Origin of the sequence: Xenorhabdus sp. PB30.3 (assembly GCF_963895965.1) — a bacterium.
GTDB lineage: Bacteria > Pseudomonadota > Gammaproteobacteria > Enterobacterales > Enterobacteriaceae > Xenorhabdus > Xenorhabdus stockiae.
In genome coordinates this window covers 25,277-40,714 of the sequence record NZ_CAWQMW010000046.1, presented here as the reverse complement: position 1 = coordinate 40,714, position 15,438 = coordinate 25,277, and the positions used below count along the sequence as shown (strand labels likewise).

At 44.4% G+C, this 15,438-nt stretch carries 17 protein-coding genes; 5 read left to right on the top strand and 12 right to left on the bottom strand.

All coding sequences use genetic code 11. From position 1 onward, the window contains the following. Position 1 precedes the first annotated feature (1 nt). Genes AACX38_RS04055 through AACX38_RS04000 form a run of 12 tightly spaced genes read right to left on the bottom strand, consistent with a single transcriptional unit; the run spans position 2 to position 10,353 of the window. Positions 2-766, bottom strand: a complete 765-nt coding sequence (locus tag AACX38_RS04055; RefSeq protein ID WP_228863588.1) for a cobalt-factor II C(20)-methyltransferase — start codon at positions 764-766, stop codon at positions 2-4. Then, entirely contained in the window at positions 766-1,554 is a 789-nt protein-coding gene (cbiK, locus tag AACX38_RS04050) for a sirohydrochlorin cobaltochelatase (RefSeq protein ID WP_228863587.1), read from the bottom strand. The genes AACX38_RS04055 and cbiK overlap by 1 nt, the downstream gene beginning before the upstream one ends. Positions 1,555-1,578: 24 nt before the next feature. Further along, positions 1,579-2,355, bottom strand: a complete 777-nt coding sequence (locus AACX38_RS04045; RefSeq protein WP_228863586.1) for a cobalt-precorrin-6A reductase — start codon at positions 2,353-2,355, stop codon at positions 1,579-1,581. Next, entirely contained in the window at positions 2,352-3,077 is a 726-nt protein-coding gene (locus AACX38_RS04040) for a precorrin-3B C(17)-methyltransferase (protein WP_228863585.1), read from the bottom strand. Before AACX38_RS04040 ends, AACX38_RS04045 begins: the two co-directional genes overlap by 4 nt. Next, complete coding sequence (cbiG, locus tag AACX38_RS04035; protein WP_228863613.1) at positions 3,071-4,174, bottom strand: cobalt-precorrin 5A hydrolase; 1,104 nt, start codon at positions 4,172-4,174, stop codon at positions 3,071-3,073. Before cbiG ends, AACX38_RS04040 begins: the two co-directional genes overlap by 7 nt. A 4-nt stretch (positions 4,175-4,178) precedes the next feature. Beyond that, a complete protein-coding gene (locus tag AACX38_RS04030; RefSeq protein WP_228863584.1) occupies positions 4,179-4,955 on the bottom strand; it encodes a cobalt-precorrin-4 methyltransferase in 777 nt (258 codons plus the stop codon). Then, positions 4,948-5,529, bottom strand: coding sequence for a decarboxylating cobalt-precorrin-6B (C(15))-methyltransferase (locus tag AACX38_RS04025; protein ID WP_228863583.1), 582 nt, complete (start codon positions 5,527-5,529; stop codon positions 4,948-4,950). The genes AACX38_RS04030 and AACX38_RS04025 overlap by 8 nt, the downstream gene beginning before the upstream one ends. Then, on the bottom strand, positions 5,519-6,196 hold the full coding sequence (locus AACX38_RS04020; RefSeq protein ID WP_228863582.1) for an SAM-dependent methyltransferase: 678 nt from the start codon (positions 6,194-6,196) through the stop codon (positions 5,519-5,521). Before AACX38_RS04020 ends, AACX38_RS04025 begins: the two co-directional genes overlap by 11 nt. Further along, positions 6,193-7,341, bottom strand: coding sequence for a cobalt-precorrin-5B (C(1))-methyltransferase CbiD (gene cbiD / locus AACX38_RS04015; RefSeq protein WP_228863581.1), 1,149 nt, complete (start codon positions 7,339-7,341; stop codon positions 6,193-6,195). Before cbiD ends, AACX38_RS04020 begins: the two co-directional genes overlap by 4 nt. After that, positions 7,334-7,975, bottom strand: a complete 642-nt coding sequence (locus AACX38_RS04010; protein ID WP_228863580.1) for a cobalt-precorrin-8 methylmutase — start codon at positions 7,973-7,975, stop codon at positions 7,334-7,336. Before AACX38_RS04010 ends, cbiD begins: the two co-directional genes overlap by 8 nt. Before the next feature lie 12 nt (positions 7,976-7,987). After that, entirely contained in the window at positions 7,988-8,962 is a 975-nt protein-coding gene (gene cbiB, locus AACX38_RS04005; protein ID WP_228863579.1) for an adenosylcobinamide-phosphate synthase CbiB, read from the bottom strand. Further along, positions 8,959-10,353, bottom strand: coding sequence for a cobyrinate a,c-diamide synthase (locus AACX38_RS04000; RefSeq protein WP_228863578.1), 1,395 nt, complete (start codon positions 10,351-10,353; stop codon positions 8,959-8,961). The genes cbiB and AACX38_RS04000 overlap by 4 nt, the downstream gene beginning before the upstream one ends. Positions 10,354-10,891: 538 nt before the next feature. On the opposite strand from AACX38_RS04000, the gene cobA reads away from it, so the two are divergent. The 5 genes from cobA (at position 10,892) to AACX38_RS03975 (ending at position 15,427) form a co-directional block, all read left to right on the top strand. Beyond that, on the top strand, positions 10,892-11,695 hold the full coding sequence (gene cobA, locus AACX38_RS03995; protein WP_228863577.1) for a uroporphyrinogen-III C-methyltransferase: 804 nt from the start codon (positions 10,892-10,894) through the stop codon (positions 11,693-11,695). After that, positions 11,692-12,780 carry a threonine-phosphate decarboxylase CobD gene (gene cobD / locus AACX38_RS03990; protein ID WP_228863576.1) on the top strand — a complete coding sequence of 363 codons (1,089 nt, stop codon included), beginning with the start codon at positions 11,692-11,694 and terminating at the stop codon, positions 12,778-12,780. Before cobA ends, cobD begins: the two co-directional genes overlap by 4 nt. A gap of 208 nt (positions 12,781-12,988) precedes the next feature. After that, positions 12,989-13,882: a hypothetical protein gene (locus tag AACX38_RS03985; RefSeq protein ID WP_228863575.1), complete on the top strand. Its 894-nt coding sequence runs from the start codon at positions 12,989-12,991 to the stop codon at positions 13,880-13,882. Between the two features lie 297 nt (positions 13,883-14,179). Next, positions 14,180-14,926, top strand: coding sequence for a bifunctional NADP-dependent 3-hydroxy acid dehydrogenase/3-hydroxypropionate dehydrogenase YdfG (gene ydfG / locus AACX38_RS03980; RefSeq protein WP_228863574.1), 747 nt, complete (start codon positions 14,180-14,182; stop codon positions 14,924-14,926). Positions 14,927-15,058: 132 nt separating this feature from the next. Continuing rightward, positions 15,059-15,427 carry a DUF1283 family protein gene (locus AACX38_RS03975; protein WP_228863573.1) on the top strand — a complete coding sequence of 123 codons (369 nt, stop codon included), beginning with the start codon at positions 15,059-15,061 and terminating at the stop codon, positions 15,425-15,427. Positions 15,428-15,438: the final 11 nt, after the last annotated feature.

Sequence of the window (15,438 nt, the reverse complement as noted above, 5' to 3'; positions counted from 1 at the left end):
CTCACCTCGATAATTGCCAGTTTTTATTAATTAAAATCGTTGAAAAATAAGATAATTCCTGTCTGCAATCTTTTTCACTGAACGGCAGTGTAGTGAGGTCGCGCCAGCATTGTTCACCCGGCAATGTGGCATCAGCCATCATCAATGCATGTTCCAGAAGATTGTGACGTTGTAACAAGTTACGGACCAGGGGGAAACGCGAATAGACTTTCATTAGGACAAGGCAATCGTGATTAAGCAATGCCTGTTCTAAAGTGGTTTCAGAAGCAGTACAGGAAATAACAGCCAATGTCTGGTTTTCCATTGCCAATGGCATCGTACTGGCGGCGGCGATGGCAGAAAATGAAGTTATTCCCGGCACAATTTCCAGCCACGGCGGAATGACCATTTGCGTCGATACCAGACGCTGTAAAAGGAATACCCATGTGCTGAACAGCATAGGATCACCCAAAGTGATAAAACCGACTTTTCTGCCACTGAACACTTCTTCTTGCAATGAGTGAGCGACTTCATCCCACACTGCGTTTTTAGCGTCTATATCGGCTTTCATTAAAAAGTGGTAAGTGAAAACTTTGGTTTCCGCCAAAAGATATTCTTCAATAATTGAGTGAGCGAGGCTTTTGGTTCCTTTTTTTCCCGTTGGGGTATAGGTCACATCAAGTTCAGCAAGAATGCGGGCTGCCCGTACCGTAATCAGATCACTGGCTCCCGGCCCCACGCCAATAACATACAGTTTCCCCATATTATCCGACGATTTTTCATCCATTAGACTTTCTCCTGACAGTTCAGCGCACAAGTAAGGTGGTCGACAAACATCTGCCGAATTTTCGGATTTTCTCCCAATCCCTGTAGCCAGGGAATTGCGGCTATTCCGGCTTTTTCCAGCTGTGATTTCCACGAGCTATCTTCACTTGAAGCCATGTCATTGATGGCATGATCTCCGGCCACCAGCATCAATGGCATCAGGTATACCTTACGGATCCGTTGCTCTTTTAATCCTTTTATAATCAGGGGAAGTTCCGGATAACTTTCAACCGCACCTACCCGTGCCGGAAAGTGATAATGATTCATCAGATGGTCAAGACAGGCGTAAGCAGAAAAAGCATGGTGTTCTGTGCCATGTCCCATAAAGACGACACATTCGTTTTCCGTCAGTACAGGAAGCTGGTGGTGTAATGCCCGCATCAGTTGCAGATAATCATCAAAATGGCTGAGTAACGGCGCACCGAGCACTAATCGTCTAAAACGAGGACGAAATTTTTCAACTTCATGTAACACCTTTTCATATTCATCGCCCTTGATAATATGCAAACACTGAACGGCAACATCGTTATAACCGGCGTGGTGCAATCTGGTTAACGCATCATGAGGGTTATCAATGTGAATATCATCGCGCTGGCGCAATTTGCGAATGATCATACCGGAGGTGAATGCCCTGAAGAGTTCCCTGTCCGGAAATACAGATGCCAGTTGTTGTTCACAGGCTTCAATATTATTTTTCAGTGTTTCGTGATAACTGGTTCCGAAACTGATCACCAATAGTGCTTTTTTCATTTCGTTTTTCCTTATTGGTTTATTTTAATTTGCCAACAAGCACGCCATCTCTTCTAATCCATGAATCTGAGTGATCCCCTCGCCTTCAAATTGTTGTTCCGGGCGACAAAGCACAATGCAGGGCAGCCCAAGAGAAAGACACGGTTCCACTTTTTCCCTGAAACCGCCTTGCTCACCCGACTCTTTGGTAATCACCACGTCCGCCCGGCAAAATTGGTAAAAAGCCCGATTAAAATCAGCACTGAACGGGCCTTTCAGGGCAAAAATCTGATCGACAGATAAGCCGCAGGATTCACACATTTTCAGCACTTCTGCGGTTGGTAAGACTCGAGCCAGTACCGTTTTCTCTTTCAGGTACGTCATATAATCGGTCAGCTGTTTACTGCCTGTTGTCAACAAAACCCGTGTACCCAGCCTGACCGCTGTTTCACATGCCTGTTTGATGGTTGTGACTTTATGAATAAGCGGATTCTCGACAGCATCAATATCGCTGGGTCGAATATAACGAATAAGAGGAATACCTAACTTCCGGCAGGCGCTGACAATATTCTGGCTCAGCCGTTCAGCATAGGGATGAGAGGCATCAATCACCCTTTCCATTTCCCGCGTTTTCAGATAATCCACCATCTCTTCCGCTTCCATTCTGCCGGTAATTATTTCGCCACGGATCCCAGTCGCCTGTTGTACGCCTGCGGAAGTCGCCACTGACAGGCAGTAATTGATGCCGACAGTATCCATCATCTGACAAATCTGGCGGGCATCGCTGGTTCCGCCAAAAATGAGAGTCGCTGGCCGTTTCATAACCGGTATCCCCTTGGTGTGATCATCAGCCCGTCACGTACATATGTTGACTGATTACCCACTATCACCAGACTACGCATATCAACACGGGAGAAATCCATTGCGCCAAAAGTGGTCAGCCATTTATCTTCATGTTTACGTCCTGCTGCTTTCACGACTCCCACAGGCGTATCTGTTGATTTCCATGGTTCCATCAGGGCAAATGCCCGGGCCAGATGTTCTTCCCGCCCACGGCTGCGCGGATTATAGAAACAGATGACAAAATCGGCTTCTGCCGCCGCCTTCACCCGTTTTTCGATCAATTCCCACGGCGTCAGCAGATCACTCAGGCTGATATGACAAAAATCATGCATTAACGGCGCCCCCAGCAAAGCAGCACAGGCGGTACTTGCCGTCACTCCAGCCACCAGCCTGACTTCTACATTACGTTTTTGCTGGCTGACCAGTTCCAGAATCAGACCGGCCATGCCATAAATACCCGCATCACCACTGCAAACCACCGCCACATTTTTACCCTGTTCTGCCAGCTCAATAGCGGTCTGACAACGTTCTATCTCCTTACACATGCCAGTTTTAATAATTTCCTTGTCACCAACCAACGGTTTCACTAAATGGGTGTAGGTTTTATAACCCACCACGATATCAGCGGCTTTCAGTGCCGCTATCGCTTCCTGCGTCATCATGGCTTCGCTACCGGGACCAATTCCAATAACAGTTAACATGGACTCAATACTCCTAATGTGATGGTGACACCTTGCTCTCGCAGAGTATGGCCAACTAAATGCCCTTTACTCATTAGCCAGGCCACAGGCTGGGAGACACTGCCGATGCCTACCGTTTTCCGGACAAATTCAGACGTGGGAAATACTTGCTCATAGTGGGAAAGCTGATTAACAGAAAAAGTCTGGAATGGAATTTGATGCTGCTGGCTTAATTGGATTAACGCTGGCTCGTCTTTTTTCAATTCAATACTGCCGATAGCTTTCAGTGCCAGTGGTTCAAGGTTGAGTTCCAACAGATGGCGTTCTAAGAGTTCGGCACATCGCTCAGGTTCTACCCCTAACCGGCAACCTATTCCTGCCACAATACGGCGAGGAATTAATTTAAATACAGGGATTGCCAGCATTAGATTAGTTCGCTCATAACTGACGTATACCAAAGCATCCAACTCAGGGCGTTCTTCCAGAGAATAGACGGGAATGAACCCACGTATATCGTAGCGATTTTTTTCATCACTTAAATCAGGGTGAAACCAAATTCCAACCCGTTTACCGTTAACCAGCATTTGATTAACGGTTTTAACGCTCTCCCGGAAATTCTCCATTCTTCCATCTAATTGTTGGGATAAGAGATCCAGCGCTGCGACCTGATTGACATCCGTTGCAGTCGTAATGACAGCCTGACCATCAAGGATATCGGCAATCTGCTGTGCCAGTTTATTTGCTCCTCCCATATGCCCTGACAATAAACTGATAGCAAACTGCCCTTTTTCATCCAGCACGATAACCGCCGGATCAGTCATTTTATCCCGGAGTAAAGGCGCAATAACCCGAATGGCGATCCCCGTTGCACCCACCATGATCAGTGCGCTATATCGTGTGAATACTTTGCGTACCGTATTGGAAAAACTACCGTCAAATGTGAAAAATCCACTTTCCACCAGCTCAGGGGAGGTGAAGCAATCTATCGCTAAATAGGACTGCAAACGACGAGCCAGCGCGATACCTCCCGCTGTCAGACAAAACAAGGCATATTTGTTATCAGGTACGACTGCATTAAGTGACGTTGTCACTCCATCTGTTATAGTGTCAGCAATCATTATGTCAGGCGCTACGGTATTCATGGCTGAACCTCGCATCGTACAGTTTTGAATAGTGGTACTCTTGCCCAAGAAAAGCGCCCACCAGAATCAGAGCCGTTTTACGAATACCGGCACTGCGGACCTGTTCAGTAATGGTTTCCAGTGTTCCACGCACAATCTGTGAATCAGGCCACGTTGCCTTATAAACCACAGCAACCGGTGTTTCCTGTTCATAACCTCCCTGAATTAACCGTGCAACAACCTCCCTGATATTCTGTACCGAAAGAAAAATCGCCATTGAGGTTTGATGAGCAGCAAAGGCTTCCAGTGTCTCCTGCGGGGGCATTGGTGTTCTGCCTTCCATACGGGTAATAATTAAACTTTGGGCAACTTCGGGGACGGTGTACTCCACGCCCAATTGCGCGGCTGCGCCAAGAAATGAACTCACGCCGGGAACAGAGATAAAACTGATTCCGCAGTTTTTCAGCTCCTCCGCCTGTTCACGAATGGAGCCAAACAGCGATAAATCTCCCGTTTGCAGACGAACCACTAATTTTTTCCCTTTCACACCATTCACCATTAATTCGGTGATCTCTGATAGCGTTAATCCGGCACTGTCATGGCATTCAGCATCGGGTCGGCAGTAATCCAAAAGCTCGTGATTAACCAGTGATCCGGCATAAATCACTATCTGAGCCTGACGTAATAATTGATATCCCTTTAGGGTAATCAGACTCTTATCTCCCGGCCCCGCACCAACAAACCAGACTTTTTCAGTGTCAAAGCTGACGTTATCCATTCTGTACCTCCTGATCAGAACTCTTCAGGCAGGACAATAGATAAGTCGGATTGTTAGGCCTGAAATAATGCCCCTGTCCTAATGCTGTCAGTTCTCCCACCTGAATTTCACGCCCGTCCAGCTCTGCTACCGGACACGCTCCCAAATAGGACAATGCCTGTGTGAAGTTTTCTAACAGAATGAAAGTCATGACCAAACGCCCACCTGAATTCAGGTTGAGCAACGCCCAGTCAATAATTTCGGTCAGATGGCCACCCGTTCCGCCAATGAAAATAGCATCTGCATTGATTTCCAGTGGCACAGGGGCTACCCCCGATTTAATACGGACCTTATGGCAGGAAAAATGCTGAACATTTTCAGCCAGTAGCAGTAATGCATCTTCTTTGCGCTCAATGGCGATAATATCCAGTGCGGGATAACGCAGTGCCGCTTCAATACTGACGCTGCCAGTACCTGCACCGACATCAATAAAATGTCGGGCGTTTTCCAGTTGCAAACGTTCCAGTGCCAGCGCTCTAACCACTTCTTTGGTCATTGGAATGCGATGACCACGCAAAAACAGTTCATCTTTCATAGAAATCACCATTCAGGATAATCACGACATTCAGGCCATAATGAATGTCGCCACGTTGCGCGATCTGCTCTGCTGTCAGGCAACGAATGTGTTCATGTTTGTGGGATAAGTTTTCACCAATCACCATGTAACGCTGTTGCCCTCGCGCCAGAATTTCCTGGGCAATCTGGTAAGGGCCAATAACGTTATCCGTCACCATGGCGATTTTTTTGTGTTGGAGTAACCAGTCAAAATCCGGCTTGCGGCCGTGACTGCTGGTGAGATAAATGTCATTCATATCCAGCAAAATTTGCGCGCACAAATACTGGACTGAACTGATACCGGAGATAATGCGGATGTTTTTTCTACTATTATGCTGTTCATCAGCATGTGGTTCTTTTGTAGTAAAAGATAGCTTTGAGAAATGCTGGCTAATCCGTTTACCGATGCCATAGAAAAGAGGATCACCTGAAGCCAGTACAACAACTTTGCGATGCTGATTCTGTTCCAGCCACTGCATTAACGTATCCACATCAGCATTCACAGGATGGGTTTCACCATCGAAGTAAGGAAATTCGGCAAGATGACGTTTTCCTCCAACCAGAACATCGGCCTGACTGATAACATCCAGCGCAGACAATGTCTGATTTTCTAAAGCACCCGGGCCAACGCCTACAACCGTGATCATCGGCCGCCCTCCATAAAATCCTGCACTATCTGGTCTGCAGGCCGGTTACAACCTAATATCTGATTATCAAAGGAGAACAAAATGGCGTCACACTGTGGCTTGCTCTTGGCGAAACGCAGCATTTGGTCGATACGCCAACATATCTTCTGCGCTATCTGCTGGTACACTCCCTGCCAGCCCTGTTCAGCAATCAATTCAATGGCTGCTTCAGTGGTATCACACTGATCCACGGCCTGAATCAGTTCGAAAGGAGCTCCCATTAAGGCCAGACTGGCAATCAGAGTTTCCATGCGCCCATCGGCAATATGGCTGTGAGTATGAAAAATACCTGCAGCAATTTTCACTAATTTGCCGACATGCCCGACCAGCACGATATGGCGGAATTCCAAACGTACTGCTTCCTGTAACATGTAACCGACAAAGTTACTCATGGTGACGACATAGCTGGCATCAATACCCAGCTGCTGGCTGACAAAGCGCTCTCCATGATTACCCGGCACAAAAATAATGCGATCCAACCCACTGGCCCGTTTCGTTTCTAACTCCAGCGCCAGTGAACGTTTCCAGCTCTCTTCTGACATCGGAGTTACAATGCCTGTTGTGCCGATAATCGAAATTCCGCCCTTAATTCCCAATCGGTCGTTATAAGTTTGCTTCGCTCTCTCCTCACCTTCAGGTGCAAAAATGATGATATCTGCCCCTCGATTCGGACCGATTACCTCCCGTACCGTCTCTTCTATGGTCTGGCGCGGGGTTTTATTGATTGCCGCCCAGCCTATAGGTAACCCGACCCCCACCCGCGTTACCCTGCCAATACCGTTACCGCCATCCAGTGTGATAACACCACTGTCGTTCAGGGATACCCGGGCAAAAATCAGCATTCCGTGAGTTGCGTCTACGTCATCACCGCCATCTTTGCGGATAGCCGCGACAGCTTGATCACCTTCAATCAAGGGTTGTTCAATATTCAAAGCCAGAGTGATGCCGGAAGGTGTGACAATTGAAACCTGATGGATAATCTGCTGACGCAGGATCATTAACGCAGCAACCTTTGCCGCAGCGGTCGCACAAGAGCCGGTGGTATAGCCTTTACGATACTGCTTTCCTCTGTGCCAGACTGTACCGAGCTCAATGAGATCATTCATGGCTCACCTCTGGCATCCGGTACAGAATCGCGTTGATTATCGCAGCTGCAATATTGCTGCCTCCTTTACGGCCTTTTGCTGCAATACAGCTTATTCCGCTCTGGATCAGGGCATTTTTTGATTCTTCTGCCCCAACAAACCCAACCGGTACACCGACGACAGCAATAGGAGTAACTTGATGTTCCATCAAACGAAACAAGGCTGTCGGAGCATTGCCAAAGATAAAAATCTTCTCTCCCGGTTCTTGCAGAGCCAGATCGACAGCCGCCATCGAACGCGTAATTTGCTGTGCTTTTGCCATGTGCATAGTACGACAATCGCTGACATAACAACGGCATTTGCTTCCATACTGAGCCAGACGGGTTTTGTTGATGCCGGACAGCGCCATAGTTGTATCGGTGTATAGCGTACAGCCACGCAATATACCGTTACGAATAAGATGAAAAACATCAGGGGAAAAATAGAGAAGATTAAGCCAGTCAAAATCAGCAGTGGTATGAATGACCCGTTTGATGACCGCTTCCTGCTCTTCATCGACAAAATGAAAATCAGGATATGACTCGAAAATAATCCGGCTGATGATATCGAAACTATTTTTTTCAATCTGTTGGGGCTGTCGGATGTAATCACTCATGTTATTCCCTCCTTATGTCATCACGCTGAACAGGCTATACAGCAGGGCAAAAAGCAGAAGCGCCATGACTGATGCTACTTGCATTATTCGAACAGACTGAGGTATATCCTCTGGTGTGACTTCGCGCTTTGCATCACCAATCCACGGCTTTTCAACCAGCTGGTTAAAGTAAACATTCGGCCCACCCAAGCGGATACCTAATGCCCCTGCCATAGTTGCCTCTGACCAGCCGCTATTCGGGCTGCTGTGCTGGTAGCGGTCACGCCAGCCAATGCGCAATGCCTGGCGAAAATCCTGCCCCTGCCATTTTGCGGCCATTGCCAGCAGGAGCCATCCAAGACGTGCAGGTAACCAATTCGCGACATCATCCATACGGGCTGAAAACATTCCTATTGCCTGATAACGGGGAGTTTTATATCCCACCATTGAATCAAGGGTATTGATTGCCTTATAAGCCATAGCAAGTGGAGCGCCGCCAAGCATTAAGAAGAATAAGGGAGCAATAACGCCGTCTACGCTGTTTTCAGCCACGGTTTCAATCACAGCGCAGCTAATTTGTGGTGGTTGTAATTGAGAAGTGTCACGACCAACAATTTTGGCAAGTTCCTGTCGGCTGATATTCAAATTATTGTGATCTGTAGCTTCATTACACAATGCCTGATAAACCGCATTTGCTGCATCGCTCAGGCTTCGTCCTGCCAGCATGGTATAAATCAGCCAGATTTCTGCTACACATCCCAGCCAGAACATAAGCCCATAGGCCAGTTGTAAAAACCAATAGCTCGCCAGCCAAGTACTCCCCACAACGACAAGCCATAGCAACACACCGCCCCATTTCAGGCTGGTTTCGGTCTGACAAACCGGACGAATAAATTGCTCAGACCGGCTGATAAGCTGCCCTATCCAGCGCACGGGATGAGGCCAATGAAGAGGATCGCCTAACTTCATATCCAGAATAAAAGCGGAGAACCACAATAACACGGTCATAACAGCCTCCGGGCCAGCATTAACCAGCGATGGAGCAAATGAGGCCGTTGGGCAAAATGGATATGCAGATAACCCGCCAGTGTATTGCCATTCAGGTAACTGCCCTGCCAGCTTTTCTGGATTTTCTCTGAGGCTTCTCTAGTGTGTGTTTTCTTAATACATTGAAAAACCGCAGGCTGAGTCGTAATAAAATCTGAGTAATGAAATTCATGCCCACGCAACGTTTCTCCCTTCGCAATTAAAGGCGTATCACACATTGCCGTGGCTTCGCAGTAACCAAAGCGTTTCAGGTGATCACCCATCCGGCTTTCACCAGAAATCAGCCCCACCATGCTATGCTTCACACCATCTGCATCAATCAGGGCATCACCGAGATACATCAATCCCCCGCATTCTGCATAAATGGGAATACCTTTCTGGTGTGCCTGACGTAATGCTGTATGCATGGCGTAGTTGGCAGCTAAAGTACGGGCATAAATTTCAGGATATCCTCCCCCCAGATAAACCATCTGACATTCAGGAAGTTGGTGATCATGCAGAGGGCTGAAACGTTTGATTGATACACCGGCCTTTTCCAATAACAACAGGTTATCCGGGTAATAAAAGTGAAAGGCTTCGTCTTCTGCCAGTGCCAGCGTTAAACCCCGCCCTAGAGTAGGATCAACCAAAGAGCCTATATCGCCTTTTGGCAGCGAAGATAGCCGGGTTAAATCCAGCAACTTATCCAAATCTATCGAGTCTGCAACCTGCTGAGCAAGACGGGACCAGCGTTCAGCAGGTTGATCTCGCTGTTCTTGTGCTGGGAGCAGCCCTAAATGACGGGAGGGCAGTATCACGTCAGGCATAACGGGAAGCCGCCCCAAAACGGGAATACCGGAGTAATTTTCAATTGCCTGTTTTAAAAGCTGAAAATGACTATCCCGATTAACGCGATTAATCAGTACACCTGCAATATTCACTGTCGGATCAAATAGCTGAAATCCCATCACTGTTGCAGCAATCGAGGTGGAAACAGCCTTACCATCCACCACCAAAATCACCGGACAAACCAGTTGCTTTGCCATCGCTGCACTGCTGCAATAGTCAGGATCTGTACCATAACCATCATACAGCCCCATCACGCCTTCAATGACGGCAACATCGTAATCGGCTATAGCTTCGTTAAATAAACCATTCAGGATAGGTTTCGGGAGCATAAAAGCATCAAGATTCCGTGAAGCAACCCCCGTTACCGCACAATGCCATCCGCCATCCAGATAATCAGGCCCGATTTTGAACGGTTGTACCCGTAATTTTCGGTTTATCAAGGATCGCATAATGCCCAACGTTACCGTTGTCTTACCACATCCGCTACCTGTACCTGCGATAACAAAAGCATATTTCTGTTGCATGTGCTGACCCCAAAACATATAAATTCTGATTTGATATTAAAATCAGATTTAGTTTTTAAGACTTTCTTAGTTTTAATCTTGTATTAGTAATAGGATGTTAAATTCATGCATTCCTCATCATTGACATATATCAAACAAAATGATTTTTAATTAACCCGCCATATAACAATTAATATTCCATTGATAATTTTAATGACAACCTCTAATGATTATTTATAGTGAGATAAAATAAAAAACAATACATAACAACAATGAAATAGCAATAAAAACCAGTAGCGCATTGACATTCTATGGTTTATAGCAAAGATCCCATTTATCTTTAATTAAATTAACTTCACATAAAACACCTTAATTTAAAACGATAACATCTAATCTGAAAAATATTCATTATCAAAAAATACAAAAATTGATTTGAATCAATTTCAGTTGTTCAGCATTTCAGTAATAATTATCAACATATTTATATTGTGTATAGTAAAAACTCTGAGATAAAGAAAAATATAATTCCATTATATTTTACATCCATAGAGGTCATCTCATGAATAAAGGATGTGTATGGTTAGTCGGTGCAGGTCCCGGCGATGTGGGTTTAATTACGGTCAAGGGATTACATTGCATTCAATCTGCGGATGTCATTGTTCATGATCGTCTCGTTAATCCTGAACTTATTGCTCAAATCCCCGATCACTGCGAAATTATTAATGTTGGTAAAGAACATGATTATCACCCTATTCCACAAGAGGCGATTAACGAAATTCTGGTACAACATGCTCTGGACGGAAAACGAGTCGTGCGCTTAAAAGGCGGCGATCCTTATGTTTTCGGGCGTGGAGGAGAAGAAGCAGAAATTCTGGCACAACATGGTATTAAATTTGAAATTGTTCCGGGGATCAGTTCCTCAATTGGCGGATTAGCCTATGCAGGGATCCCGGTCACTCACCGTAATTACGCATCCGGTTTTCATATAGTGACCGGGCACACCTCTCAGGAAGACAAACAACAAAACTGGAAAATACTTGCTCAGCTGGAAGGCACTTTGATCATTTTGATGGGAATGACCCGCCTGACAGATATCTGTCAGCAATTAGTTCAGCATGGTAAACCCGCGACAACGCCAGCGGCAGTGGTTATGTATGCCAGCCACCCGAAACAGGAAAGTGTTATCGGCACACTGGAAACACTGGCGGCAAAGGCAGAAGAAAAGGAACTGCATGCTCCTGCTCTGATTGTGATCGGTGATGTAGTTAATTTAAGTGAAATGCTGGCCTTCTCTCCCTCTTATCTGAATCTTTCTTCGCTTTGCCCTGCACTGGAAGATTCTATTGACGGAGTAATACCATGAGTGAACATGGCGGCAATATTATCGGTATTTCTCAGCGATATGGTCTTTCAGCCGATACACTCATTGATTTCAGTGCAAATATTAATCCGCTAGGCCCGCCGGAACGCGTTAAGACGTTGATAAAGAATAGCCTGACCGATATTGAGAAATATCCCGATGTGGAGTATCGCTATTTACATCAGGCAATAGCAAAAGCGCATAAATGCGATGAGGCAAAGGTTATTGCAGGCAACGGTGCAACAGAGCTGATTTATGCCATTGTCCGTTGTCTTAATCCCAGACTCGCTTTACTTCTTACTCCGGGGTTTGCCGAATATCGACGGGCTTTGCAGCAAATCGGAACAAAAATCATCGATTATTCATTAACAGAAGAAACTGGATTTCAGCCTGATTTGCGTCTACTGGATATGCTTTCTGCAATTAAACCCGATTGTTTGTTTATTGCCACGCCCAATAACCCCACGGGGTTAATGCCGGATAATCAAGTTATACAGGCGCTGGTGGAATATTGCGAGAAAAATGGAATTTCGCTGATTGTCGATGAATCCTTTATTGATTTTTTACCTGATAATCGAGGATTGATCTCACAAATTTCGACCACAAAACATCTCTATATATTGCGTTCAATGACAAAATTTTTTGCTATTCCCGGCCTACGTTTAGGTTATTTAATCAGCGGAAATACAACCGTTATTGCAGAGATGAAAAATAGACGTGAGCCGTGGTCAATTAACGCCTTTGCCGCAAAAGTCGGTGAAATTTTATTTGATGAGCATGACTATATTGCTGCGACACATCAGTGGCTTAAATCACAGCAATATTATTTGTGGAACCAGCTTTCAGCCTTTTCTGAACTGACAGTCTGGCCGCCATCAGCCAATTTTTTATTTTTTCGCTGTGAGCGACCTGAGATTGATCTGTGGCATGCCTTACTGAAACATCAGTTGCTAATCCGTCATTGTAAAAATTATGCCGGACTAGATAACCGTTACTATCGAATAGCTATACGCAGTGAGTGGGAAAATCAGCGCTTAATTACCGCCATGGAGCAAGTCTTTTCTTCACGGAGCGCTTCAATCAGGTGATAAGTGATAAAGTCCGCTTCCAATATTATTATTTTTCTCATATGTATCTCATCAGAATAAAAATGCTATCCGGTAATTCGCAGACGTTATTTATACGTCAATCAAGTAATATTTGACTTTATTGTCCTTGTTTCTAAAAACAAAACATTTGCAAAAACTTTATGGTGTATGAATAATTTGAACACTTTTTTGTTATGGACGATAAACTATGAAAACATTTTTAAAAGTTGGTGTATTAAGTAGCGCAGTATTACTCCTTGCAGCCTGTGATGCCTTAGATCCTGACAGCAATAAGAACAAATTCTATTACAGCAACCCGACAAACAGCCCTATCACATTTAAAATTGACGATAAGGATTACACTATTGAACCGGGGATCAACGGAAGTGTAAAACTGTCACCAGGAGTACATTACCTTGATGATAATAAAGGTAATAAATCTACCTTTATGGTACTGGAACACAATAATGGCGGTATCCTCAATCCGAACAATTATATGTATTACACCTTATCAGAAGTATATGCGTTAAAGGGGCAGGCAGACCGTTTCATGCCAGCAGAATATGAGGTTACTATTAACGGGCATGAGCTTGAAATGCCATTAAGAAGTAGTAATGCAGCAGTTATTGATGGCAATGTCTTTAACTGCCAATTTCCTTTAGGCAAACCATTCCCAGAAGAAATTAATATTTATGATAAAAAATCACAGGGAAAAATAACCTCAAAATGTTTTGATAAACCAGAGTTATTGCAATATTTTTTAACAGAATACGATGAAAAGTTCACTCCTGATACCAAAGCTGATGAAAACAACGATACTGTGAATACAGTGCTTGATTACACTCTTCCTGAGCCGAAATTTAAACATGCAGATGTACAAAAAGAGGCAGAAAAATTGGTTTCATTATTAAATAAGATTAAGTCTTCTGATAATCCGGATATTTACGATAACTTCAGAGAAAAAATCAATCAGGCATACACGGATTTTTCTGAAACATACCGAAACTATTCCCCAAAAGATACGGTGGAAGAACATAAATATTTTGATAAGTTCGTTTCTGAAATCAATCAGTTCCAACGTTTTGGTGTATTCATTAAATAGTTCAAGCCATTAAAATTAAGGTCCAGTATCCCTGCTGCAAGTGGCAGGGAATTAATATTGTATTCCCATGATTTTCTGTAATCCATAAAATAACCCCCATTGTTTTACGAAGATAAAAAACCAAAAAAATCAAATTAATATCATATAGTTACATTAATCGATGAGCTCTGAATACCCTTCATTTTGTCATCACAACTAAAGAGCTTATTAAATTCTTTCTTGACTAAAGATAAATAACTTTCTCTAATTAATAGTTAAATAGGAAAATTAGTTAATCATCGGTAAAAGGGGACGACTATGATTGTTTTTGTGACTGGAGCAACAGCTGGCTTTGGTGAAGTGATTGCCCGAAAATTTATTGAAAACGGTTCCATCGTTATTGCTACCGGGCGTCGCAAAGAACGTCTGGATAAATTAAGGGAAGAATTAGGTGAAAATTTTTATCCTGTACAACTGGATGTGAGGGATCGTGCTGCAATAGAGAAAGTTATGCAGGATTTGCCCGATAACTTACGTAATATCGATATTCTCGTGAATAATGCCGGTCTTGCATTAGGGCTGGAGCCCGCTCATCAGGCTAACCCTGATGATTGGGAAACTATGATTGATACCAATACAAAAGGCTTAGTGAATATGACCCGCGCCTTACTACCTAACATGGTAAAAATGAATCACGGTCATATTATTAATATTGGTTCAGTCGCAGCAAGCTGGCCATATGCGGGCGGTAACGTTTACGGTGCTACTAAAGCATTTGTAAAACAGTTCAGTCTGGGTCTTCGTGCTGATTTACAAGGGAAGAAAGTTCGGGTTACAGATATTGAACCGGGTTTGGTCGGAGGAACGGAGTTTTCTCAGGTTCGCTTTAAAGGTGATGGTGAAAAAGTGAATAAAACCTATGAAGGCGCAGATGCACTGACTGCAGATGATATTGCAGAAGCTGTATTCTGGGTTGCTAACCTGCCGGGTCGCGTCAATATCAATACATTAGAAATGATGCCTGTTTGCCAGACATTTGCAGGCCTGAGTATACACAGAGCTTAAAAATTTAATCTGTTGACCAATGGGTAATGGTATAGGTGTTATTTTATACCCGAAATAATAAGGCGACTCTTTAAAACAGGTTTCAATTATTTCGGGTATCATTCATGAATACTTTGTGAGAGAGGTTAAAGCATGAATATTCATCATCCCTTAATAGCCAAGTACTTCCCTGCCATTGCCCTTCTATTACTGCTATTTTGGCAGACTCCTGCGCTATCCAGATCTAATCCTTGCACATCAGATAACTGCGTCATTATTAATGGTGGTGGTGAGAACTCTATGACCAGAGAGACCGCCAGACAGGATAGAGAAGAGTGGAACTCACAACGTGATTTGCGTAATAAAATTAATAAACGCAAAGAAAAGAGATTTGAAGAATATGAGAATGACGTTGACAATGAGGATGCTTGTTTGAAAAACTTCAACCTGAATGCTTATTGGGAACCAAAAACAAAGCGCTGTCTGGATGTGAATACAGGTCGCCCTATTAATCCTGAATAGGCTATACCCAT